At 55.5% G+C, this 23534-nt stretch carries 17 protein-coding genes; 7 read left to right on the forward strand and 10 right to left on the reverse strand.

Annotated features, from left to right (window positions below):
• The 4 genes from ACK3SC_RS18695 to ACK3SC_RS18710 all read right to left on the reverse strand — a co-directional run bounded on the left by ACK3SC_RS18695 (window position 1) and on the right by ACK3SC_RS18710 (window position 4607).
• Complete coding sequence (locus ACK3SC_RS18695; protein ID WP_416841768.1) at window positions 1–954, reverse strand: carbohydrate ABC transporter permease; 954 nt, start codon at window positions 952–954, stop codon at window positions 1–3.
• Window positions 955–1006: 52 nt separating this feature from the next.
• Window positions 1007–2374, reverse strand: a complete 1368-nt coding sequence (locus ACK3SC_RS18700) for an ABC transporter substrate-binding protein (RefSeq protein WP_416841828.1) — start codon at window positions 2372–2374, stop codon at window positions 1007–1009.
• Window positions 2375–2646: 272 nt separating this feature from the next.
• On the reverse strand, window positions 2647–3741 hold the full coding sequence (gene gfo6 / locus ACK3SC_RS18705) for a D-xylose 1-dehydrogenase Gfo6 (protein WP_416841769.1): 1095 nt from the start codon (window positions 3739–3741) through the stop codon (window positions 2647–2649).
• On the reverse strand, window positions 3738–4607 hold the full coding sequence (locus ACK3SC_RS18710; protein WP_416841770.1) for a fumarylacetoacetate hydrolase family protein: 870 nt from the start codon (window positions 4605–4607) through the stop codon (window positions 3738–3740). The genes gfo6 (ACK3SC_RS18705) and ACK3SC_RS18710 overlap by 4 nt, the downstream gene beginning before the upstream one ends.
• Window positions 4608–5299: 692 nt before the next feature.
• Here ACK3SC_RS18710 and ACK3SC_RS18715 point away from each other — a divergent pair.
• A complete protein-coding gene (locus tag ACK3SC_RS18715) occupies window positions 5300–6208 on the forward strand; it encodes an AEC family transporter (RefSeq protein WP_416841771.1) in 909 nt (302 codons plus the stop codon).
• 785 nt (window positions 6209–6993) lie between these two features.
• On the opposite strand, the gene ACK3SC_RS18720 is transcribed toward ACK3SC_RS18715, so the two are convergent.
• Window positions 6994–7893 carry an SMP-30/gluconolactonase/LRE family protein gene (locus tag ACK3SC_RS18720; RefSeq protein ID WP_416841772.1) on the reverse strand — a complete coding sequence of 300 codons (900 nt, stop codon included), beginning with the start codon at window positions 7891–7893 and terminating at the stop codon, window positions 6994–6996.
• A gap of 125 nt (window positions 7894–8018) precedes the next feature.
• Entirely contained in the window at window positions 8019–9944 is a 1926-nt protein-coding gene (locus ACK3SC_RS18725) for a glycoside hydrolase family 127 protein (protein WP_416841773.1), read from the reverse strand.
• Between the two features lie 597 nt (window positions 9945–10541).
• Here ACK3SC_RS18725 and ACK3SC_RS18730 point away from each other — a divergent pair.
• Both ACK3SC_RS18730 and gfo6 (ACK3SC_RS18735) read left to right on the forward strand, forming a co-directional pair.
• Window positions 10542–11717 (forward strand): mandelate racemase/muconate lactonizing enzyme family protein, encoded by a 1176-nt coding sequence (locus tag ACK3SC_RS18730; RefSeq protein ID WP_416841775.1) that lies wholly within the window; start codon window positions 10542–10544, stop codon window positions 11715–11717.
• 420 nt (window positions 11718–12137) lie between these two features.
• Window positions 12138–13205, forward strand: a complete 1068-nt coding sequence (gfo6, locus tag ACK3SC_RS18735; RefSeq protein WP_416841776.1) for a D-xylose 1-dehydrogenase Gfo6 — start codon at window positions 12138–12140, stop codon at window positions 13203–13205.
• Between the two features lie 51 nt (window positions 13206–13256).
• Here the strand turns inward: gfo6 (ACK3SC_RS18735) and ACK3SC_RS18740 are convergent, their stop codons facing one another.
• From ACK3SC_RS18740 to ACK3SC_RS18755, 4 genes are all read right to left on the reverse strand, one after another.
• Window positions 13257–14024, reverse strand: coding sequence for an HpcH/HpaI aldolase family protein (locus ACK3SC_RS18740; protein ID WP_416841777.1), 768 nt, complete (start codon window positions 14022–14024; stop codon window positions 13257–13259).
• Window positions 14025–14108: 84 nt separating this feature from the next.
• Window positions 14109–15200 (reverse strand): M24 family metallopeptidase, encoded by a 1092-nt coding sequence (locus tag ACK3SC_RS18745; RefSeq protein WP_416841778.1) that lies wholly within the window; start codon window positions 15198–15200, stop codon window positions 14109–14111.
• A gap of 128 nt (window positions 15201–15328) precedes the next feature.
• Window positions 15329–17965, reverse strand: coding sequence for a glycoside hydrolase family 2 protein (locus tag ACK3SC_RS18750; RefSeq protein WP_416841779.1), 2637 nt, complete (start codon window positions 17963–17965; stop codon window positions 15329–15331).
• Window positions 17966–18100: 135 nt separating this feature from the next.
• Window positions 18101–19228: an ABC transporter ATP-binding protein gene (locus ACK3SC_RS18755; RefSeq protein ID WP_416841780.1), complete on the reverse strand. Its 1128-nt coding sequence runs from the start codon at window positions 19226–19228 to the stop codon at window positions 18101–18103.
• A 418-nt stretch (window positions 19229–19646) separates the two neighbouring features.
• Here ACK3SC_RS18755 and ACK3SC_RS18760 point away from each other — a divergent pair, with 418 nt between their 5' ends.
• From ACK3SC_RS18760 to ACK3SC_RS18775, 4 genes are read left to right on the forward strand one after another with little or no spacing between them, the layout of a single operon-like run.
• Window positions 19647–21002, forward strand: coding sequence for an ABC transporter substrate-binding protein (locus ACK3SC_RS18760; RefSeq protein ID WP_416841781.1), 1356 nt, complete (start codon window positions 19647–19649; stop codon window positions 21000–21002).
• A 3-nt stretch (window positions 21003–21005) separates the two neighbouring features.
• Entirely contained in the window at window positions 21006–21938 is a 933-nt protein-coding gene (locus ACK3SC_RS18765; protein ID WP_416841782.1) for a carbohydrate ABC transporter permease, read from the forward strand.
• Window positions 21931–22800, forward strand: coding sequence for a carbohydrate ABC transporter permease (locus ACK3SC_RS18770; protein WP_416841783.1), 870 nt, complete (start codon window positions 21931–21933; stop codon window positions 22798–22800). Before ACK3SC_RS18765 ends, ACK3SC_RS18770 begins: the two co-directional genes overlap by 8 nt.
• The gene (locus ACK3SC_RS18775; protein ID WP_416841784.1) at window positions 22800–23435 is read left to right on the forward strand and encodes a hypothetical protein; all 636 of its coding nucleotides are present in this window, start codon (window positions 22800–22802) and stop codon (window positions 23433–23435) included. Before ACK3SC_RS18770 ends, ACK3SC_RS18775 begins: the two co-directional genes overlap by 1 nt.
• The last annotated feature ends 99 nt before the right edge of the window (window positions 23436–23534 follow it).

Genomic DNA, 23534 nt, shown 5'->3' on the forward strand with positions numbered 1-23534 from the left:
TTACAGGCTCCCTTGTTTGTACTGGTAGTAGAGATACGGGCCGATGACTCCCAGCGCCATGATGAGAAGCATCGTCGCGATGGCCGCGGAGTACGCCCACTCACCGTATTTGAACGCTCGTCGAACCATGAGCGTCGCCAGGATGTCGGTTCCGTTCGGGGGGCGGTAGCGACCAACGAGAGCGTAGAGGAAGGTGAACGCCTTCAACGCGAACACCATCAACACGACGGCCGCACTGACGGACGCTTCCTTCAGTTGTGGAACGATGATGCGGAGGTACGTCCGCACGGTGCTCGCGCCGTCGACTCGCGCCGCCTCGAACTGGTCATCTGGTATCGACTGCAGCCCCGCGAGGTAGACGACCATCGTATACCCGCTGAACTGCCAGATGAGTGCGAATATCACCGCCCCCAACGCGATGGATGGATCACCGAGCCAATCGACCGGGTTGAACCCGAATGTCGTCACGATGAGGTTGAGGATACCGCTTTCGACGTTAAACATCCAGAGCCACAGTTGTGCTGTGACGACGAACGAAAGACTCATCGGCAGGAGATAGACCGTCTGGAACTTCTCAGAGAACCTGATGCCGTGGTCGAGGAGAACGGCAAGGAACAAGCCGAGTATCAGACAAACTGTCGTGAACACCACGAGCAACACGAGGTTGTTCTGTGCTGCCGAGATGAACGCATCGCTCGAAAGCGCCGACGTGTACATCTCGAAGTCGAGCGAAGAGTAGTTCGGTGACCCCAACCCTTCGTAATCTGTGAACGAGATGGCGAAGTTGAATCCGATTCCGCCGTAGACGGCGATGCTCATGAGGACGAACGGGATTCCCCAGTACGGTGCAGAGCGAATGAAGTCGCTGTTGAGGAAGTATCGGAGCTTCGTCTCCAAATCGACACGCTCGTCTGCCGATTCAGAAACAGCGTCCGTATTATCGTGTGTAGCCATTGATTTACCCATTTATGATTCTATATCGTAAACGTGGAGTTCGGGTGGGTTCTTACTCCGAGACGGCTTCGATGAGGGCGTCTGCAGTCGCTTCGACCTTGAACGGCCCCATGAAGTTGTCACCGAATGCAGTCTTACAGGCACCCAGCTTCTTTGGTGTAACCGCAAGACCGTGGGCGATTGTTGGCGGGTACGCCTCTGATTCAGTGAGGTCTTTGTAGGTCATCCCGAGGAAGTCGGTCAACTCGCTCGGGTCGATATCGGTCCGAAGTGGAACCGACCCCTTTGGGTTGTTGAATGCGATTTGTGCTTCCTTGCTTCCGACGAACTTCTGCCACGCGATCGTCTCTTCTTTGCTCGGGTTGTTAGCCGGAGCGACGATGGCGTCGACGTGGTAGAAGTAGATGCCTTCGGTTCCAGGGAACGGAATCCAGTCCCACTGCTCTTTGTAATTGAAGCTGTCGTCTGCGCGGAACATCCCGTAGACCCAGTTACCCTGATGAATGGTTGCAGCTTTTCCGCTGATGACCTTCTGTCCGGCCGTGGTGAAACTAATCGACGAGGCGTCTTGCGTGATGTAGTTCTCGTTGATCGTCTTCAACGATTCGAGTGCTTCCACGACGGCGGCTCTATCAGGGTTCCCCTCGATAAAGTCCATGTACGCGTCGACGCCACTCTGGCTCGTGAGAATCTGTGCCCAGAGCTGAAGGTTGGTCCACGGAGCGACCATCGCCTGCGCCATCGGCGTGATGTCGGTGTTCTTGTCTACCTTATCGAGCGCATCGATGAGGGCGTCGACGCTGTCGAGACTCTCCGGGTCGACACCTGCTTCCTCGAACGCCGAGATGTTGAAAAAGAGGTTGTTCATCCGGTGAGACCCGAGTGGAACCGCCGGCATCTTGCCGTTGAACTTACACAGTTCCATTGCTCGCTGCTGCATGACGTCTTTCAACCCACCGTCGTCCCACACGTCCGCTTCGAGGTCCATCAACGCGCCCTCGTACCGTTTGAGGTTCTTTCCGGGCCAGTTAGCGAACGAACTCATCGGGTTATTATTGGCGAGTCGTCGAAGAATCGTCGCGTTCAGATTGACGTTCGCGCTCGCACCCACAGCCTGGAAGTTACTCTCCATCTCGGGGTACTTTTCGTTGAACGCCTCGATGAGGGCGTTGATCGCCACCTCACCGTCTCCGCCGGCCCAGCCGTGCAGGACTTCGAGTTCTTCGTTCCAGCCACTTCCGGTGCTGTCACTGCTTCCGCTGTCGGAATCTCCGCTGTCCCCGCCGTCAGAACTTCCACCCGAGTCGGAAGAACTGTCGCCGTTTCCTTGCCCCCCGCTGTCACTGCTTCCTGTACATCCAGCAAGCCCGACTGCGGCACCTGACGCCGCTAGTGCTCGCAGATATGCTCGACGATTCACACTGTCCGGTCCACTGTCACTCTTTACCATGAAGTATGGGTGTCAACTACTAACATTTATAATTTGTGTTTCTTCACTCGTATTTATATAAACTCACAGACCGCCGCCGAATGAGACTGCGTACTCGTTTCCGTCTCACCACTCGTACCCAACTGAGCGACTCACCTTTCGACTACACTCGACGACTGGATTGCTTTCGTCTTGGGAGCGAGTTCAGAAATTGGGGGAGCGACTGCACGAGTCCGTACAAGTGATGGGATCGACGGACTGCTCTACGATGTGTCGAGTTCGACGTCGCATCCTTGTTCTGCGGCGGTGTAAATGGCATCCATCGCTCGCATATCGACGAGCGCGTGTTCTCCATCGGGGAGCGGGCCGGTGCCGGTCAACAAACAATGAGCGAAATAATCGAACTCCTCGGTCATCTGGTTGACTTGGTCGAATGAGATTTCAGCGGACTGGGACCCCCACGACACGCGAAATCCGCGGTCCTGTCGGTTGTAGAACGCTGGGTCCAGTTCGATTTCTCCTTCGGTCCCTGTGATTCGGAGATGACTCGACTGGTATGCGGCCTGACTGGCGGTACAGACAGCGAGCGTCCCGTCGTCGAATTCGAGCCCGAAACTGACGTGTTCGTCTCCGACTTCCTCGAACGCCGGTGATTCAGCTGTCGTGTGTGCGCGGACACGGACGGGGTCTGCGTCCAAGACGAACCGAGTCGTGTTCAACGGGTAGAGACCGATGTCCATGACAGTCGCGCCGCCGGAGAGTTCGGGGTCAAGTCGCCACTGGTCAGGGTCGGGAACGACCTCGGCGAGGAGACGTTGTGACATGTTCCCATGGACTAGCACAGGCTCTCCGATTACACCGGCTTCGACGAGTTCTCGTGCCCGACGAACGGCGGGTTCGGTCTGCATGCGGTAGGCGACCATGAGGGGGACGTCGGCTTGTTCGCACGTTTCAACGAGTTTCTCGGCCCGGTCTACGGACGCTTCGAGCGGTTTCTCACAGAGAACTGCCTTTCCGAGCTCGGCGGCTGTCTCAACGTAAGGTAAGTGGAGACCGTTTGGGGTCACGACGTACACTGCATCGTAGGCGTCTGCAGCGACTCCCTCGTGGAATTGGTCGTACGTGAGAGCGTGAGAAATCGTCTCAGAAAGTTCGGCCCCCCGCGCTGCCTTCTCCGCAGAACTGCTCACGACGACTGTCGTCTCGCAGAAGTCGGATTCCTCGACGGCAGGGATAGCCTGGTCGCGTGTCCACCAGCCGAGTCCAATCATCGCGATGCGAATCGTCCCCGTCACGTCGCTCGATTGCCAGTCTCGGCGAGTGAATGCTTCCAAGATGGAACTAACTGTGGAACTCATACTGTTGTCACAGAGTTCGAAAGCGTTCCGATGTGCTCGATAGTGATGTCGACGGTGTCTCCTTCTTGCAGGTCGAATGGCTGTTCCGGTACCAGTGACGTACCGGTCAGGATGATTGCCAACTCTGGAACGGTGTTGTGGCGCGTAAAGTACGACACCAACTCTTCGACGTTTCGAACCATCTGACTCGTGTTCGTCTCGTCGTCGTAGAGAACCTCGCCGTCCCTTTGAATCGTCATTCGCATCTCGAGGTCGTGTGGGTCGTCTATCTCGTCAGGTGTGACCACACAGGGGCCGATAGCACAACACTTGTCATAGACTTTTGCCTGGGGAAGATAGAGGGGGTTTTCTCCTTCGATAGACCGACTGCTCACGTCGTTTCCGATAGTGTACCCGACGATCTCACCTCGCCGAAGCACGATGCCTAGCTCGGGTTCGGGGACGTCCCAGTCAGAATCGCTTCGCACGCCGATTGCGTCCTGTGGGCCGACGGTTCGAGACGGTGTCGCTTTGAAGAATATCTCCGGCCGATCAGCGTCGTAAACGTCGAGATACATATCCGGCATGGAACTCTCTTCCTCCCGGGCTTCCTCGCTGATCTTGTACGTTACTCCGGCCGCCCAAATTTCCTCTGCGTCAACTGGGACCGTAAGGCTGCCTTCTACGGCTTCTTTGTCGACAATCTCGGCATCCTCAATCAACCCGCTGGCAAGGTGGTCGATGGACGAACGTGCTATGCTGGCTGCCTTCGCCAGGTCGGCAAACGTTCGGAGGTCCGTATCTACACTCGTAAGATCGTATGTCGTAGATGAGGTCGTGGCAGTGAGCCGATTTTCTCCTGACACCGCTAACTGGTGATATCGCATTCGATGATATCATTGGAATGAACTGCTATAAAATTACGTCCTGGTCTCCAACAGTATCGGTGTCGACTTCGCTCGGAATACGAACTCTCAACGAGAGTACGCTCTTCAAGAAATACAACTTGTAGATGTTCTGAATAACAGAACGAATTTGTGTGTTAGAAGACACCACTTCTGGAGTTCCCCTGACTGAGATAGACTAATGACCCACTCACGATGACTGATGACCATACAATAGTACTGAATAAAGGTCCGACACAGGTTCTCTTCGATAGAACAGAGTTCGTTACTATGGCCGAAACCGATAGACACGGTTCTGTGAGTTCACTAATAACGTTTAGACAACAGGTTGGAAAATCGAACGTGTGATTCTATTTCTTGTATATCACAGACATCTGTTGTTCAATAAGAACAGTTGCAATGAAATTCAGCTTTGTGACGGTAGTTGACTGCAACACGACTGCCCCCGTGTGTTCTATATTTCAGAACTGCTATCGGGTGGAGAGGTGGTCCACCACGACACGTCAGTTGGAGACAGTTACGGGGTAATACAGAAACTCCTCTGTCACCCTGTATAACGATGCCACGATTCGGCGACCACTTCGACCACGAACTTGAACTCCTCTCCCGTGGCGTCTTCCGACGAAATCCTCCTCGAACGTAAGACGGAAGAACGTCCTGTGTGATGGAACGGTGTGACCGTCGCCACAAACCTGGGTTACATGCTCGTGTTGCTCTGTCTCGGGGCACTAGCGAAGCGTTTTGGCATCCTCGGTCGCGGTCACCAGGATAAACTGACGTTCTTTGCGTTCGCCTTTGCGCTTCCCGCGTTGGTCTTTACCTCTACGTACGACCAGCCCATTCGGGAAGTAATCGAACCGACCCTGGTTATTGGCTTCTGGCTCGTTCTCGTGGCTGTCCTCTGTATCGTGTGGTTCGTTAATCGAAATATTACGCCTCCATCGGTTCGAAGCGTCGTGGTGGTTCAGTCGTACCACTCGAACCTCGGGTTCCTCGGCCTCCCGCTCGTCGCGTCGACATTTAGCGCGCTCACGACGGCGAAAGCGAGTGTTATCCTCGGTGTCGGCGCAATCACTCAGGTCCCGCTCACGATCGCAATCCTTGTGTTGTTCAACGGTGCCAACGTCTCTTTCAAAGAGGAGTTCGTCGGGGTGCTCAAGACGCCAGTCATCCCAGCGCTCCTGACGGGACTTGCCTTCGCCAGCCTCGGTCTCGGTATCCCTGTCCCTCTCGAAACGGGTCTCGAAACGCTCGCGTCGCTCGCTCTCCCTGTCGCACTCATTTCAATCGGTGCCTCGTTGTCAATCAATACCGATTCTGTCGACCTCCGGACCGTGGGTGCTGTCGTCGGCAGTAAGGTGATTCTCATGCCGCTCGTCGCGCTCGTCGTGTTCTCGAACCTCACGTCCAGTTGGACGACCGTCCAAGCTGGCGTGACGATGCTTGCGGCACCGACCGCTGTCTCATCGTTTATCTTCGCAACCGAACTCGGGGGCGACGCCGACCTTGCGTCGATGAACGTATTCGCCACGACTGCAGTCTCCATTGTCACCCTCTTTACCTTCCTCAATGTCCTCATCTGAACGGTGTTACGCGATTTGAGACAGTCGTATGGTTGCGTTCCACCCAGGGTCGAGACGACGGAGTAGAGCCGATACGGTTTCGTTCGAGCTCCCACCGACTCGCGAAGCTACGTCGGTTCCACTTCGTCGGTGCAATCAAACCCTCCACGTTGGAGTAGTGGGAAACTCACTACTTCGTTGCACAGCCGTTCAGTATCATCGCACACGAGTCTACTCTAAACGCTTAAACCGGATACACATCCTGATACCGCACCATAGCGACACGCTATGTCTGTTAACGCCTCGAGTTACGGGTCCAGTGTACTCTGTGGCCGCGATAACCACCTAACTGACCCACATGAGCGTTGTTCGTCAATAATAGACACCTCCAGCCAGTATCCTGTTGTCAGTATGGGCGGATCTCGACAGCGCCAATCACCGTAATGGGAACTTGTTTAAAAACAATATCAATAACTGACGCTTATACGATTGTAGTATTACAACACTATGGCTGTAAACTTTCGTGATGGTAAATATATGGATTCCTGAATATCACCGTGCTACAGGCGCCAACGTGCGTTCGGTGATAGTGAACAACACTTTGCTATGTGTTACTCAACATCACTGAGACCACGGTACGGACTATCTATCTAGTAGTTGGGACCGTTGATGAGTTCAGTCCACAATCTAACTCAAGGTTCGTACCCGCTACACCGGCTGTAAAGATGGAGCGCGAAGTACGTCTCAGAGCGGAATATCGGGTAATATAACGACTCTACACAGAGCTGAGCGACCCACTTCGAACCTTACACTTCGATCGATGATCGGAACTCTTCGCGACCGCTGACGCCAATGTCAACCCGAAATAGACTACCAGCACCTTCACCTTCTACTTCGCGGCCTTCGATGCAGGCGGTTGTCACGTACGCATCGGTGTACGAATCACCTGCGAACGTAACTGACGAGACTTTCTTGGGTTCGAACATCACCGATTCTTCGCGTGTCCCATCGGGGGCAAACCGGACAATGGAGTTTCCGTTCCAGAACGCAGACCAGATGTGCCCCTCGGCATCTACGGTGAGTCCATCGGGCATTCCATCGAACTCGGTGGCGTCGATAACTACTTCGGGGTCACTGAGTTCACCTGTCGTACGGTCGTAATCGTACCGATACACGTACCCCGGCGACGAAGGGTCGTCCCCACCGGAGTCAGTGAAGTACATTCCGGATAGGTCGGGAGTGAACCCCATCCCGTTGGGTAACGCACACGCTTCGCGGACGAGTTCGAACGACCCGTCGTGGTCCAGTCGGTACAGTTGTCCGGGCAATCCTCTATCGGTGTCAGGCATCACACCGCAGAACACACGTCCTTCGGGATCTGCGATGACGTCGTTGAACCGCTCATCGAACTGATCGGGATTCTGCTCGGTTATCGTAGTCACGTGACCGTTCGACGGGTTGAGTCGATTGACCGACCCATACTCCTGAAACAACAGCAGAGACCCATCGTCTTGGATGGTGAAACCACCAATTGGTTGCTGGTCGTCTTCGTAGACGAGTTCGTGGGAATCTGTTTCTGGATCGTACGAGTACAGTCGTCCGTTTGGGATGTCGGTAAAGTACACTACCTCGTCCTCAGGGTGCCAGAGCGGTCCTTCGCCAGTCTCACACTCGAGGTCAACGACTCGTTGCGGAGTAATCGGCATGGAACGACTATCTCACGCTATCGATTTAAGCGTAAGTGTCCCGCTGAACGAACCTGTGGTCAGTCTCCATTCTCTGGGTTTAGTAAGTATAGTATGAGTTTGATTTCAAATATTTCAGAGAATTCCTAACGAACGTAGTCAGTAGTGAGCCATACGGACATCGGGCCAGAGTCACGATTATCCCACACGTAGTATGGTACTGCGGTCATGTAGACACGCTGGTCTGGCACCTCGTCGACAGGAAGATAGAGGTTGGTCCCCCAATCTGCAACTTTGGTGGCCGAGACTTCGCCTTCGATGGTCGTCACCCCGTCGAGCATATCGGGGTGATGAATCGCTTGGAGGGAGTCTGTCTCAGAGATGACGAGTTCTTGTGGCGAAACAGGGTTGTCTACGTCCTCTGCACAGTAGACGAGCGGTCCTCGACTGAGTGCGACCTTCCCAGCGTTGTTCCGCACTTCAGGGTGAGCGACCTGCTTTTCGACTTTCATCGGGAAACGGATATCCACCGAATCTCCATCCTGCCACGTTCGCTCGATTCGAGCGAACCCATCTTCGCTGTCCACTGCAACGTCTTCACCAGCAATACGAACTGTGGCGTTGGTGGCCCACTCGGGAATTCGCAAGGCGAGTTCGAACGTCGTCGGTTCGTCAACCGAAAATTCTACTCGAGCAGTGCCTTCCCACGGGAAGTCAGCCTGTTGGTTTAGTTCGACGGTGGCGTCGCCGACAGTCACCTGTGCACTGCTGCCGATGTACTGGTTGATGTAGAGAGTGTCTTTCGACTGTCCGTAGATATACTGACCGAGCGAAGCGAGTAACCGAGATGCATTTGGTGGACAACAGGCGACGTAGAACCACTCTTTACGGTGGTGGTCACCGTCGCTCTCGAGTGGGTTCACGTAGAAGAAGTGCGTCCCATCGTTGGAGATACCAGAGAGAAAGCCGTTGTACAGGGTTCGCTCGATAAGCGCTGGGTGCCGTGCGTCCTCGGTCAACTCGAACATCGCCTGGTTCCAGAAGATGCTTCCGACCGCTGCACACGTTTCCGCATAGGCCGTCCGGTTGGGCAAGTCGAAATCGTCGGTGAATCCCTCGTGCTCGTGTTCCGATCCGATACCACCGGTAATGTACATCCGACGCCCGGTCATGTTGTCCCAGAGTCGCTCCAGTGCCACACTGAGTTCGTCGTCTTCGTCGTCTGATTCAGTCAAGAGCATCGCAGCGCCTGCAAACAAGTACATTGCACGGACAGCGTGACCCTCCACGGTTTCCTGTTCGCGAAGCGGGAGGTGGTCTTGGGCATAGCTACCGTCGTATTCGCCATCTTCATTCAGGAAATGATTCCGTGAGATTTCTGCGGCATCGATATCGTGATGGTTGAAGTTGGCCCCACCGATCTCTTCTATCCTGTCGAGTTCGTCGGCGAGTGGTGACGGATCTCGGCCCCGGGCGTCGATGAAAAATCGAGCGAGGTCGAGGTACCGTTCAGTTCCGGTTTCACGGTACAATTTGACGAGTGCGAGTTCGATCTCTTCGTGGCCAGGAACGCCCTCGTCGTCTCCGGGGCCGAATCGGTCGTCGATATGGTCCGCAAATTTCGTTGCGACGTCGAGTAAGTCCGTTTCATCGGTTGCCTGGTGGTGAGCAACCGCGGCTTCGATTAAATGACCTGCACAGTAGAGTTCGTGCATCAGATTGCGGTTCGTCCACCGCATCTCCGGTGCTTCCAGCATGAAGTACGTGTGAAGATACCCGTCCTCAGCTTGTGCCCCTGCGACGAGCGACACGACTTCGTCGACGCGTGTCTTTAGCGACTGATCGCTCTCGGTCGCGAGGACGTAGCTCGCGCTTTCGAGCCACTTGTACGCGTCCGAATCCATGAACATCGGCCCCGTGAATCCGCCCCCTTCACCTTCAGAGACGAGTCGGAAATTGTCGAGACAACCGCTGGCTTCCAGTTGCTCGTACTGGTACTGAATCGTAACGTCACGATTAGTTTCGACCCGTGTATTCCAGAACTTGTCATCGATCTCGACTTGGTCTAACAATACCGGTGTAATATCTGTAGGGGACTCTAAAGACATACACAATATCATGTGTTAGCATTTCTATTAATACCACGGGTGGGGTGTTAGCATATCTCATACTAATACGGATAATGTGATACTACAGCGCTGTCCAAACCCGCGGTGTCGCGAGCAGATCGACACACAGCCCTCACCCCCCGTCTCGAGTCGGTGTGTTATCGGTTGCGTTTAGGCAAAAATACGACCTGTTACCTCTCTCTGGTGGCGAGTCAGTCGCTGTTTACGGGCTAAAAGAAGACGGCCCGTGGAGATGCCCGCGGTTGCTACGCCTATGTGGCGCACTATCTTGAGAAAGAAGCAGAAAACACACCCGTAAATCCGAGCTCAGAGTCAGACGCTCCGCCGAAGATTTCGAAGAGAGTACGCGTCTCACCATTGACCGCCATCGGTTGGTAGTTCCAGCACTCGAGTAATCATACTGTAGTGACACGTCAGTGTCTTCTAAAGGCGACTGTGTTGACCTGGGACCGCCAACGTAATCACATCTGGTTACTATTTTCTGTCACCCGAAATATACAGGAGTAGATTTATTACAGATATTGTGTAACTCGAATTCGTATGTCAGACGTAAGCATCGTCGATGTAGAGACTTACATCGTCGCAAACCCTTGGAAACCTTGGGTTTTCGTCCGTTTGGAGACTGACGCGGGTATCACAGGCCTCGCTGAAGCCACAACCCACGACAAACCTCGCACGGTTGCCGCCGCGATAGACGAGATGTCGAAGTATTTCATCGGGAAAGATCCATTCGACACGGAGGCAATCTGGCTCGAGATGTACCGTGACGAGTGGTTCTCGAAGAATATCGTCAACACGACCGTCTGTTCTGCAATCGACATGGCCTGTTGGGACATCAAAGGGAAGATTCTCGACAAGCCAGTTTACGAGTTACTCGGTGGAAGCGTCCACGGTAATCGGCTCCGTGCGTACGCAAACGGATGGTACACTGACACCGACAACGAACCCGAAGGCTTCGCCCGGGCCGCCGAGCAAGTTGTCGAAGATGGATACGATGCGATGAAGTTCGACCCCTTCGGCATCGCCTGGCAGCGCATGTCGAAGAAAGAACTCAATCATGCGGTAGACATCGTCGGAGCAGTCCGTGAAGCCGTCGGCCCTGACGTCGACTTGCTTATCGAAGGCCACGGCCGCTTCACTGCCGGTCAAGCAGTCGACGTCGCCAACAAACTCGACCAATTCGAACCGACCTGGTTCGAGGAGCCGTGCCCCCCGGACTCGATCAACAGTCTGGCAGAGGTCGCTGATAAATCGCCGATTCCGATTGCGACCGGTGAGCGTCACATGAGTAAGCACGACTTCTTCGAACTGGTTACTCGTACCGACGTGGACATCATCCAGCCAGACATCATGAACACAGGCGGCCCGACGGAAGCGAAGAAGATTGCCGCAATCGCCGAGGCAGACCACGTGAGTTTCGCACCACACAACCCACAAGGTCCTGTTGCAACTGCCATCAATGCTCACGTCGACACCACCATCCCGAACTTCTTCATCCAGGAAGTCTTCCAGACGTACGACGTCGATTGGGTCGATGACTTGCTGAAAGACCCCGTCGAAATCGTGAACGGCGAAGTCGTCATTCCGGATGGACCTGGCTACGGTATCGAACTCGACGATGCGGTCGTCGAAGAACACGCCTACACCGAAGAGAAAGTCCACACCATCAATCTCTTCGAGAAGGACTGGGAAAAGCGCGAAGTCGACCGGCGCTAGGCCCTCCTCTGACTCACACAACGGTATTTTTTCGAACAGTGTTTTCTTGCTCTGACGAACGACGCTGACTCCTTCAGTCAGCTGCGTGCGGAGGGACGTAGCCACAGTTTGCGCAGCGGATCGACCGGTTCGATTCAAGTGCCCGTTGCTCACAACGGGGGCAGTTAAATGTCATCAGCTGATGTATATTTTCGACACATAATAAAGATTGATACGACAATTGTCGAGTAGGGGCAGCCGACTACGACTCACTGTGTGCCACGAACACGAGTCAAATGAGAAACTGGAAGCCCACATCATGTGGATGTCGTTGGAAGCGTAGATGAGAAACGTCGTCTGGTCTTCTAATTTGAGATGCCGAAGGCGTTGAAACGTAGGAGGAATACTTATTTCGGCACAGTACAATGCCATTTGCAACCAATGCTCCCACTAACGGACTACGAGCGACAAGACTGGAAGACTGCGGCCGAAGGAACGGTGCGGTTCGCACTCATCGGCCTCGGATGGTGGACGACTGATCTTGCAATGCCGGCGATTGAAGCGGCTGAACACTGTGAGACCACCGTACTCGTGAGCAGTTCGTCGGAGAAAGCCGGCCGAATCGCCGACAACCACGACGTCCCCAATGCGATCACGTACGATGAGTACCACGAAGGTGCCGCAAGCGACGAGTACGACGCGGTTTACGTTTGCACTCCGAACGCGTTCCACCTCGATTACGCAGAGACTGCTGCCGAATTCGGTAAAGCCGTCCTCTGTGAGAAACCGATGGAAGCGACCGTTCAGCGTGCCGAGAGACTGGTAGACGCGTGCGAAGAGAACGACGTTCCTCTGATGGTCGCCTATCGCATGCACACGGACCCCGCAGTCAGGCGCGCACGCGAACTCATCAGGGATGGGTTCATCGGTGAACCGGTCTCTGTCTATGGAAACAACTCTCAACCCATCTTGGAGATGATTCCAGACCCGAACCAGTGGCGACTGAACCCCGACCTGACTGGATATGGCTCGTCGGTGATGGACCTCGGAATCTATTCGATTAACACCACGCGGTTCTTGCTGGATGCTGACCCTGTCGCGGTTCACGCACGGATGACGTCGTCTCACGAAGCGTTCAGTGACGTCCCGGACGAACGGTCGTCGGCAATGTTCAGGTTCGAAGACGACGTGCACATGACAACGACGTCGAGCCAGAACGCACAGGATGACACACACCTGAAAATCACGGGCACTGATGGGCAGATAGAACTCACACCCGCGTTCCACGGGACGTGTACGCTCCACCTTTCGCGCGGCGAACTCAACGTCACCGTCGAACACGATGGCATCGATGCGCAACGAGAGATGCGTGAGGAGTTCGAGTACTTCGCAAATAGGGTCCTCTCTGGTGAAGAGATATACGCTGACGGAGACCACGGGCTCACAGACATGCGGATACTCGCCGCGATGTACGAATCTGCCGAGCGTGACGAACTCGTCGAGTTGTAGCTAAACGACCACAGACGGGGTGAACACCCCAGAGTAATCCAGTTCGGTTGTTCAGTCGATACGTTCGGTGATATCGTCGTTGATCTCTGTTAGCCGTTCGGTGAAGAGAGCAACTTCCACACCGATATCGACGTACTGCACACCTGCATCGATCCATTTGCTCGCGGTGTTGACGTCATCAGCGAATGCACCAACGACCGTGTCTTGCTCGACTGCTTTGTCGCAGACTCTCCGCATCAGCTCTTCGACCCGCTCGTGAGTCACTTGCCCCGGAATCCCGAGGGATTGAGAGATGTCGTACGGGCCGAGGAAAATCACGTCGATTCCGTCGACTTCGAGAATTTCGTCGATGTTCTCGACGCCACGTTCACCTTCCACTTGAATGACGAGGAGTGTCTCGTCGTTCTGGTCCTCGGTGTACGTTGGGCTCCCAACGTAGTCTCCCGCGCGAACGTACTGCGAGAGTCCACGGCTACCGAGTGGGTCGAATCGAGCAGATTCGACTGCTGCCTCGGCGTCTTCTCGCGTTTCGACTTGCGGGACCTGGACGCCTGCGGAACCGATGTCGAGTGCACGTTGAATCTCTGACTCGGAGTTTTCTCGAACGCGAACGATTGGGGCGACTCCTGCATTTTGTGCCGCGGCACAGAGTGAAAGCGTCGTTTCCGCAGATAGTGGTCCGTGCTCTTGGTCGTAGATGACGAAGTCCATCCCGGCGACGCCAATCATCTCAGAGACCATCGCAGAATTCAGGATTTGCATGGTTCCAATCGCGGGTTCACCGTCGAGTAATCGCTCTCGTAAGGAATCTTGTGACATGGTCTAACGCACTAAGTGATAGTATATAATAATTCGGTCCAGTGAGACGAGAACAGCGGCCGCAAAACGGCGCTCGACCACAGGTCAGCGACGGAGAATAGCGGGGAGCGTCAGTTCGGTCTCGCCGTCGACCCCGGTTACTGACAGCGTTGGGAACTCGCCTGTGTCTGTGAGGACGTCGATGTCGTCTTCTGTCACCAGTATCGTCTCTTCGACCTTGGCTCCGTCGACAGTTGGGTTCCACCCAAACGCCATCGGGAGGGAGACAGATGCCTCGTTCGTGGGTGTGGCCGTCCACTCGCGCGATTTGTATCCGAGCGCACCGCCCTGGTGATGGCGCATCCACTCGTCGTCGTGGCCGAGTTCGTCGTACGCCGTCTGGATCGATTCGAACACGTCAGTTGCGGTTCCACCGGCCTCCCCAACTTCCTGGGTTGCGTTCACAGTCGTGGCTGCGACCCGCGCGACCGTCTCGTATCGCTCGTCCAACCAAGACGGTGCGTCATCAAATGCGACTGTTCGCGTTGCCGCAACGTTGAGTCCGTGGCTGACACCGACTACGGTCAAGATGGCGTACGAGCCGACAGCAACGTCCGTCGGTGTGAAGTGTCGATATCGTTGGACTCGGTCTGCACCACCGACCAACACGACTGGCGACTCGATGCCCCGTTCGTGCAGTCCGTGGTGCAGTCTCGCGGCCAGTTCGCGTTCGGTATCTCCTGGCGAGACGTCGCGAGCGACAGTCTCGAGGACAGTTGCAGTTTCACGACTCACCTCGCGGTAGCGCTCGACGTCACCTGCAGTCAACGGTTGCGTCAGTGCTGAACAGTCAACCTGGTCGAACCCAGGCCAGCTCACGTCAGTCGCTGCCGGGTGAGACGCCACTTCCTCGAGTGCCTCTCTGAGACTCTGTTCGTACCACTGATACTCGACGACTTCGACGTCGTCTGCGAGTTCCTCGTCGACGAGCCGTTCGCCTTCGATGTTAGTCGTGAGCACGGTTATCGTCTCGCCGTCGTAGCCAGCAGCGGCGATTCCTGACTCACCTTCACGCGCAACGAGATTGCTGCCGCCAGTTAACCACGAGAACAGTTGCGGTGTTGCGAACCAGGCAGATTCGAGGCTGTTTTCAGAGAGATACTCGTCGAGTCGGTGTAGTTTGGCCGTTTCGGTCATAGTAATGGTGTCGGGTATCCTAACCGATACCATGCCAGCTAAATAAACCTCTTCGTCAAAATCCTCACCCACACATCGAAGGTGGGTTCGAGTGGGGCCACTTCCACTCAGAACGCTACGTCCCCAGATTACGACGTGAGTTGGTTGATGAGGCGGTCACACACTGTCGTCGCAATGGGGTGGTCACCGTACGCATCGGTGACACGGAGTGTACAGACGGCAACTGGATTCTCACCCACCCGGGTGAGAGCAATCGCACCGGTGTTCTCCAGCCATCCCTCGGTGTACCCAATCGAGACCTGGTCTTCAGCCCGTGTCTCGGAGACGTACCCGTACGGGTACACGTCCTCGAACGCCCACCCCGGAACAATGTCGAGTTCCGGCAGGAGGTCCTGATAGATGAAGCTCGCACAGAGGTTCCAGCTATCGTTCTTGGCGAGCTCCGTGTACTCGAACTGCTCGGTCTCAGTGAGGTCGCCATTCCGGTCGGGAATTACGAGCGCTGCCCCCTCAACAGAGTCCGGGTCTGTGACTAACGAGACGTCTGCACTCGCACTGGTCTCGACCGTTTCGTAGCCGCGTTCGGACAGTGCGTCCCTCAGGTGGCTGTCTTCGGCGTAAACCGTGGCCTGAGGCCCTTGCTCGTCTCGCGGGGCGAGATAGACGGACTCGGAAGTGAACCATCGGTCGTCACCAACTGACGCATCGACTTCGACTTCGGTGACCTCGTCAACAGCCGGGGGCGTAAGGCGCACAGCGTCAGAGAGTCGCGTCGAACCAAAGCTCTCAACGCTCACGGAGATGTCGTTCGTGTATCCAACAGCAGGGCTCGTAACAGAGACCGTGGTGTCGATGGGGTCCGCAGTGTCGTTGACGACGACGAGGTCTGCAGTCACCTCGTCTCCACTCCATGCCACGTGAGCATCGAAATCCAGGTGTAGCATGACTGGGCCGTTGACCTGTGCGTATTCGTCGTAGAAGTTCTTCCCCTCACGGAGGTAGTTCAAGATGCCGTTGAACTCCCACTCGATGTCGGTGAATTCGGTGATGACATACCCTGACACCCCACTGTGAATTCGCATGTCCGCAATGATGGTCTTTATCGACTGGAACTCCCGCGTCTGCCACGCGTTCGCGAGGTCGTCGATCGAATCGAACACGGTCGACAGATTGCTGTCTTCGAACCGCTCTTGACAGCCACTCGGTCGAATCATCCCCTCGAGAAAGTCATGTGAGAACCAGTGGGGTTCACCATCGTAGTGTTCGAGTATTCGAGAGACTTCTGGGAGCCCCCACGTGCCGAACTCTGAGACGAGCAATGGTGCCTCAGACGGGTCAGTTCGTGGGTCGCCGTAGTTCCCCGCTGGCGATTCCACGATTTCATCGAGACGGTCTCGCCAGGCGTCGACACGGTCTGGGACGACGAAGTATTCGTGGTAATCATTGAGGTCGGTCGCGACGTGTGCCCACCCGGAATTATCACAGATGGGCCGCGTTGGGTCCCACTCCTGTGTTTCGTAGTAGAGCGATTCGAGATAGTCCTGTTTCTCAACGTCGGTCCAGAGCGGTTCTTCGTCGTCTGCCCATCCGATTCCCCACTCTTCGTTGTATATCGACCAGATGACGACGCTCGGGCTGTTGAAGTCTCGCTCGATGAGTTCCTGTAGTTGCGTCCGGAACCGACGTTTCGAATCCTCGGTGTATCGCTTTGGGTTGGCAGGTTCCTCCCAGACCAGCATTCCAAGTCGGTCAGCGAGCTCGATGAACTTCGGGTGCGCCGGTTTGATGTGTTTCCGCAGGAGGTTGAACCCGAGTTCTTTGGCCGCACGAATCTCTTGTTCGAAGGTTTCGAGGTCTGCTGGACGATAGTACGTGTCGGGATAGTAGGCCTGGTCGAGCGCACCGCGAATCGGGAGCGGTTCGCCGTTGAGGTACAGGTCCGTGCCATCATGAGACACAGTTCGGAGGCCGAAGTAACTCTCGTATCGGTCGAGAACGGCTCCATCAGTTTCGAGTGTGACTTCGTAGTCGTACAGGTTCGGATTCTCAGGCGTCCAGTAGTCTGCATCAGGAATCGCGACAGTCGCTGTCAATTCGCTCCCGGTCGTTCCATCTGCTTTCTCCTCGGCAACGATGGACCCGTCGCTGATGACGGATACGGTCACCTCGACGTCTTCGGTTTCGTCTTCGCTCGCGACAGAGACGTCGAACGTCGCCGTCTCGTCCGTGGTCGACGGAGTGACCTTGACGGAGTCGACACGCGTGTTCGGGACTGTAACGACGTCGATGGGTTGCCACGGGCCGCTGACTCGAGTGTACCATCGTTCACCTTGCTTCCCGTGAGGGATTTCAGAAAGGTCCGTTGGGTCGTACACTCGGAGTACGATGGTGTTATCCCCAGCACTCACTGCGTTCGTTGCATCGACGGTAAACGGGAGATACCCGCCTTCGTGCTCACCGACGTGGTCGCCGTTGACCCACACGTCCGTCTTGTAATCGACTGCGCCAAAGGACAACAACACCTGCTCGTTTGTGTTGGGCTCTTGGAGTTCGAACCCTCGTCGATACCAAGCGGCACCGGTGTACGTTTCGAGGTCGTCGTGTTCCTGCCACGAGTGTGGGACTGAGACTGAACGAGTATCTTCCCAGGCACAACGAGGCTCGTACCAGGCTTCGTCGACGCCATTGTCCGCTGGGTCTGTTGTAAACGCCCAGTCGCTGGTCAGTGAAATCACCGGCTCACGGCCTCTAATAGTGCTAGTCATAAACTAACACTCTCAAAACAGGTTCTTTACTGTTACCCTTCTGCTCAGATAATTGTGCAGCGGATTAATATGAAATGTCGGTCATAGCTGTGTCGTCGAGGCGTACAGTTCGCGCTGGCTACATCACAGTCACGCTCAGGTTGATACCTTCTGCAACACCTCGGGTGCTGCGAGGATGTTGACTCCATCGTCACGTCTGAACAGATGGATATCGTCCTCATCGAATTTGAGCGAGACCGTCTCGCCCTCTGTCGGTTTCTCGTTACCGGCGACGCGAACACGGCATTCGTTATCTCCAATCTCGAGGTACAGGTAGTTGTCAGACCCGACCGGTTCGAGAATGTCGAGATACGCCTGTACCGTGTTCTGGCCGGACGAATCGACCAGTTTGATGTCTTCGGGGCGGATGCCGAGTACGAGTTTGTCTCCGTCGTCGACGTGCTCGCGAACCTGCTTTCTCCGTTCGTCGGAGAGAGAATACGTGAACGACGAGCCAGTGAGCGTCGACCCGTCGATTTGGACGTCGAACATGTTCATCGCCGGACTGCCGACGAAGTCAGCGACAAACAGGTTCGTGGGTTCGTTGTAAATCTCGTCTGGAGTTCCGACTTGTTGGACGTCTCCCTCGTTCATCACGACGATTCGGTCACTCATCGTCATCGCCTCCTCCTGGTCGTGGGTGACGTAGATTGTCGTCGTTTGCAACTCTTCCTGGAGCCGTTGAATCTCGGTGCGCATATGCATCTTCAGCTTCGCGTCGAGATTCGACAGTGGCTCGTCCATCAGGAACACGTCGGGTTCGCGGACGATTGCGCGCCCGGTCGCGACGCGTTGTTGTTGGCCACCAGAAAGGTTCCCCGGTTTCTTGTCGAGTTGGTCTTCGATACCCATCATGGTGGCAGCATCGTTGACGCGCTTCTCGATTTCGTCGTCCGAGAGGTCCGTGGTGAGCTTGAGCCCGTACGACATGTTCTTTCGGGCAGTCATGTGGGGATACAGCGCGTAGTTCTGGAACACCATCGCAACACCACGGTCTTGCGGCTGGATGTTATTGACGACTCGATCGCCAATCCGGATCGTTCCATCTGTGATATCCTCCAGCCCAGCAATCATCCGCAGGAGTGTTGATTTCCCTGAGCCAGAAGGCCCGACGATAGTGACAAACTCACCATCGTGAATTTCTAAACTAATCTCATCCACTGCGAGGAGTCCGCCCTCCCCACCATAGATCTTCGTGACATCCTCAATGGTAACGTTACCCATACATAAAGGATTATTCATCAACATTAAATAAGCATTTCCCTGTTACAGGATAGTATTCGCATCAAATGCGGGCTAATAAAACAAAATCTGTAGCTATGCGTTCACGAAGGCCCCCTCGGTTCGGTTCTTCGAAACTCGAGATTCGGGGTGTATTCACCCGAGAGACGGACGCCATTAATGTAAGTGGATTGAACATATTGTGTCATCAGCGTGCCGAACCAGACTACAGAAGATTGAGACATTGTGTTTTGGCAGATGGTACCTCCTTGATCAATGTATCCGTGTCAAATTGTGACCCGCGACGATCACAGATACTCGTCTGGGTTGCTGGTCACCGCGCGTGACGCGTTCAACATATAGAATATGGGTCTGTTCCGTAGGAAAGTTTATTAACAATCTTTCTTAATAGGTTTGGTGTATGTCGGATGATAGCAAATTGCGAAAGAGGAATACACGTTCCCTTCGAACATCAACTCCGTCTCGACGGAGGTTCCTGCAAGCTGCAGGCGTAACTGGGACCGCCGGACTGGCCGGCTGTCTCGGTAGCCTCGGAGGCGGCGGCGGTGGCGGTGGGGGGAGCGGGAACCACACGATCAAGTTCTGGACACTCTTCGGTGGTGGCGACGGTGTCGTCATGAAGTCGATGGTCGACAAGTTCAACGAAGAGAAACCCCTCGGTGACGGAGTGACGATCGACCGTCAACGTCTCGAGTGGGACACGTACTACGACAAGCTGTTCACCTCGATGACAGGCGGACAGCCCCCGGACCTGGCAATCTCGCACATGGCGTATCTGAACCGATTCGGAGACGTCATCACGCCGTACAACGAGTACGTGGACGTGGACGCGATGAACAACGAGTTCCTCGACTCCCACATGAACGCGGTCACAATCGACGGTGAAGTCCGTTCGATGCCACTGGACTTCCACCCCATTGGCATCTATTACAACAAGGATGTCTTCGCCGATGCTGGTCTCGACCCAGAGAGCCCACCGAGCAACTGGGACGAGTTCAAAGCTGCCGGCGATGCGATCGTCAGCAACACCGACGCGTACGCGTTCGCCTCAACACCGTATATGGATGGCGTCGGGAACTTCCGAACGTGGAGTTCCTTCGTCAAACAGGCAGGCGGAAGTCTCTTCACGGACGACCTGTCACAGGCGAACTTCAACAACGAGGCTGGTCAACAAGTCACCGAGATGTGGTCCAAGATGACGAGTGACTGGGGATGGGCTGCTGCGACGTCCGAAGAGAACTGGGGCAACAAAACGTTCCAGAACGGTAATCTCGGGATGGTCGCGAACGGCACCTGGTACGTCAACGTCATGGCCGAACTCGAAGATTTCAACTGGGGATTCTTCAAGCCGTACGTTGGACCCGGGGACCAAAAGGCGACTTGGGCAGACGGTCACTCGCTCATCATGCCCCAGAACCCCAACCGTAACGATGAGAAGACGGAGGTTACGGCCCAGGTCGCAAATTGGCTGGCCTCCGAGAATCCCGAATGGGGGGCTGAAGCCGGTCACCTCCCGGCCTGTAACCGCTACTACGACGAAGGGCTGCTCGAAGAGTCACCGTACTGGGACAAGACGCTCAAAAAGTACCTCGAGATGGCAGAGAGCCAGGCGTACTTCCCACACCCGCAGGTCAACGGTGACCCCAACAGTGCAAGCTGGTGGAGCTGGCTGGTCGACGTCTGGGCACAGAACTCAGAGCCGCAGGCGGCGATCCAGTCTGGCATCGAACGCATCAATAGCGACCTGTCAGAGTAACCCATGTCGTTAGCAGATAGAATCCCGTCAGTACGAAAAGGGCCCGCCCAGCAAACGATTGCTGGGATCGAGCGGGAGTCTCTCGAGGGGGTCCTGTGGGCACTTCCGTACCTGGCGGTGTTCTCTGTGTTCCTCCTGTGGCCCCTCATCAAAGGGCTCTACATGAGTTTCCACGATTGGGATCCACTGACTCCAGCCAATTCAACGTGGATTGGCATGGAGAACTACGTCCAGCTGTTCGGAGACCCGTTCTTCTGGAACAGTCTCGGTAATACCATCTTCTTCGTGGCTCTGACGGTGCCGGCCATCGTGGTTGTTGGATTAGCGCTGGCGTTAGGTGTGAACCGTGCTAGGTTCGGTAAGGGAACACTCCGCACCATCTACTTCAGCCCGTACATCCTGACCGTCTCAGTGGTCGCTATCGTCTGGCTGGAAGTGCTCGCCGGCGACTTCGGCCCACTCAACTACTATCTCGGGGCGATAATCGACGATCCCCCGAACTATCTGGGCTCTCAATTCTGGGCGATGCCTGCGCTCTCGATGACCACTGTCTGGTGGGGAATCGGGTTCAACTTCATCATCTTCTTGGCAGCACGCCAAAACGTTCCAGAGCGGCTCTACGAAGCCGCTCGACTCGACGGCGCGACCAGTTGGCGAGCGTTTCGCGACATCACGCTTCCGCAGATGCGCAACGCGCTGCTGTTCGTCGTCATCATTCAGTTCATCCTGCAGTTCCAGGTGTTCGCGCAACCGTACGTCATGACTTCTGGTGGTCCATCGAGGGCGACAGAAACGCTGGTCATGTATCTCTACGAGAGCGCGTTCAACCAGCGTGCATACGGGTACGCAGCAGCCATGGGGTACGTGTTGTTCATCGTCCTCATCGGTGTTTCAATGGTGAACTACTACGTCCTCGGAGGTGATGTCAATGAGTGAAGAAAGCGCATCCAACTCGTCACTGTTCGACCGCGCGACAGGTTCCATGTCGATCGAGGAACTCGCGTCACACAGCTACCTGTTTGTGGCGGCATTCCTGTTCGTCCTTCCTTACCTGTACATGGTCGTCGTATCGTTCCAACCACGGAGTTTGGCTATCCAGCCAAAACCGTACTGGATTCCGCCAGAGGTTACGTTCGAACACTATCAGTTCCTCCTCACGGAGTCTCTGATTGTTGAGTGGACGATCAACACGTTTGTCATCGCAGGAATCACGACGCTGCTCGTGCTCGTGGTAGACTCGATGATTGCCTTCTCGCTCGCCAGACTCGACTGGCCGGGACAGGCGGCCGTGTTGAGCATCATCGTGGCGAGTTTCATGGTTCCTTACTACCTGAACATCGTCCCACTGTTCACGCTCGTTGCGAACCTCGGGTTGGTGAACAGCCTCTGGGGCGTCATCTTGCCGGCGACAGCCGGTCCGATTGGCGTCTTCATGCTGTACCAGTTCTTCAAGGACATCCCTGGAGAGTACGAAGAAGCTGCACGGCTCGATGGCTTCTCGAACTTCCAAGTCTACAGGCACATCATCCTGCCGCTCTCGCGGCCAATTCTGACCGCACTCGGCCTGTTCATATTCGTGTGGAACTGGAACCAGTTCCTGTGGCCACTCATCGTGCTACAGGACAACGCAGCGTTCACGTTGCCCATCGGGCTCGTCTCGCTCCTCGACGGAACGATCTATCGGCCAGGCCGAATCATGGCCGCTGCCGTGCTCGCATCGATCCCACTCTTCGTGATATTCCTCTGGCTGCAGCAGCACTTGGTGCGTGCAGTCGAGTTACAGGGGGTCACGGAATAATGAGCCACACCTCCCCAACTCTGTCCATCCACCGTTCGCTTCGAGCAGCGGTCAGGTTCGTGTACGAACACAGTTTCCCCCTCGTTGGGCTCAGTCTCGTCTGGGTCCTTGCTTCGCTCCCGATTATCACCGCGGGGCCAGCAACGTTGGGCGCGTACGCGGCAATCTGCTCACTGCGTGAGAAGGGATGGATCGACGTTGGGGAGGTGTTCAGTATCGTCCGGAGGCAGGCGATTCATGCGGTACTCATCACGACTGCAGTCTCGATAATCGCCGTGATGGGGCTACTATACACCCATCAGTACCTCATGACAGGGTCGACCCTCGCTGCTGTCCTGGGTGTGCTCGCACTCTACGTGACTGCACACCTGTCACTCGTTGTCCCAACTGCACTACTTGGGCTTTCGCGAGGCCACCCTGCGAGCGACGCGCTCGAAACCGGTTACCGGTGGACTATCCAGCATCCGATTACAGCAGTGATGATGGGTTCGGCGAGTCTCCTGTTACTGGTCACTTCCGCGTTGTTGACGGTTGCTGTCGTTCTCGTCTTCCCGGCGGTGCTGTTCAGCTTCCACGTACTCCTTCTCGACGACACGTTCGACCCTGTGGGCGACCTCAAGATGAGCCCTCAGTGATTTTTTAAGGACACCACGGCGTTATTCCGGCTGAACTCCGGGTACTGACAACCGAAGAGATGGCTCATAGTTGCTATTCATCCAGAATCATTCGGTTCT

The sequence above is a fragment of the Haloferax sp. DFSO52 genome (assembly GCF_048158745.1).
In the GTDB taxonomy this organism is placed as follows: Archaea; Halobacteriota; Halobacteria; order Halobacteriales; family Haloferacaceae; genus Haloferax.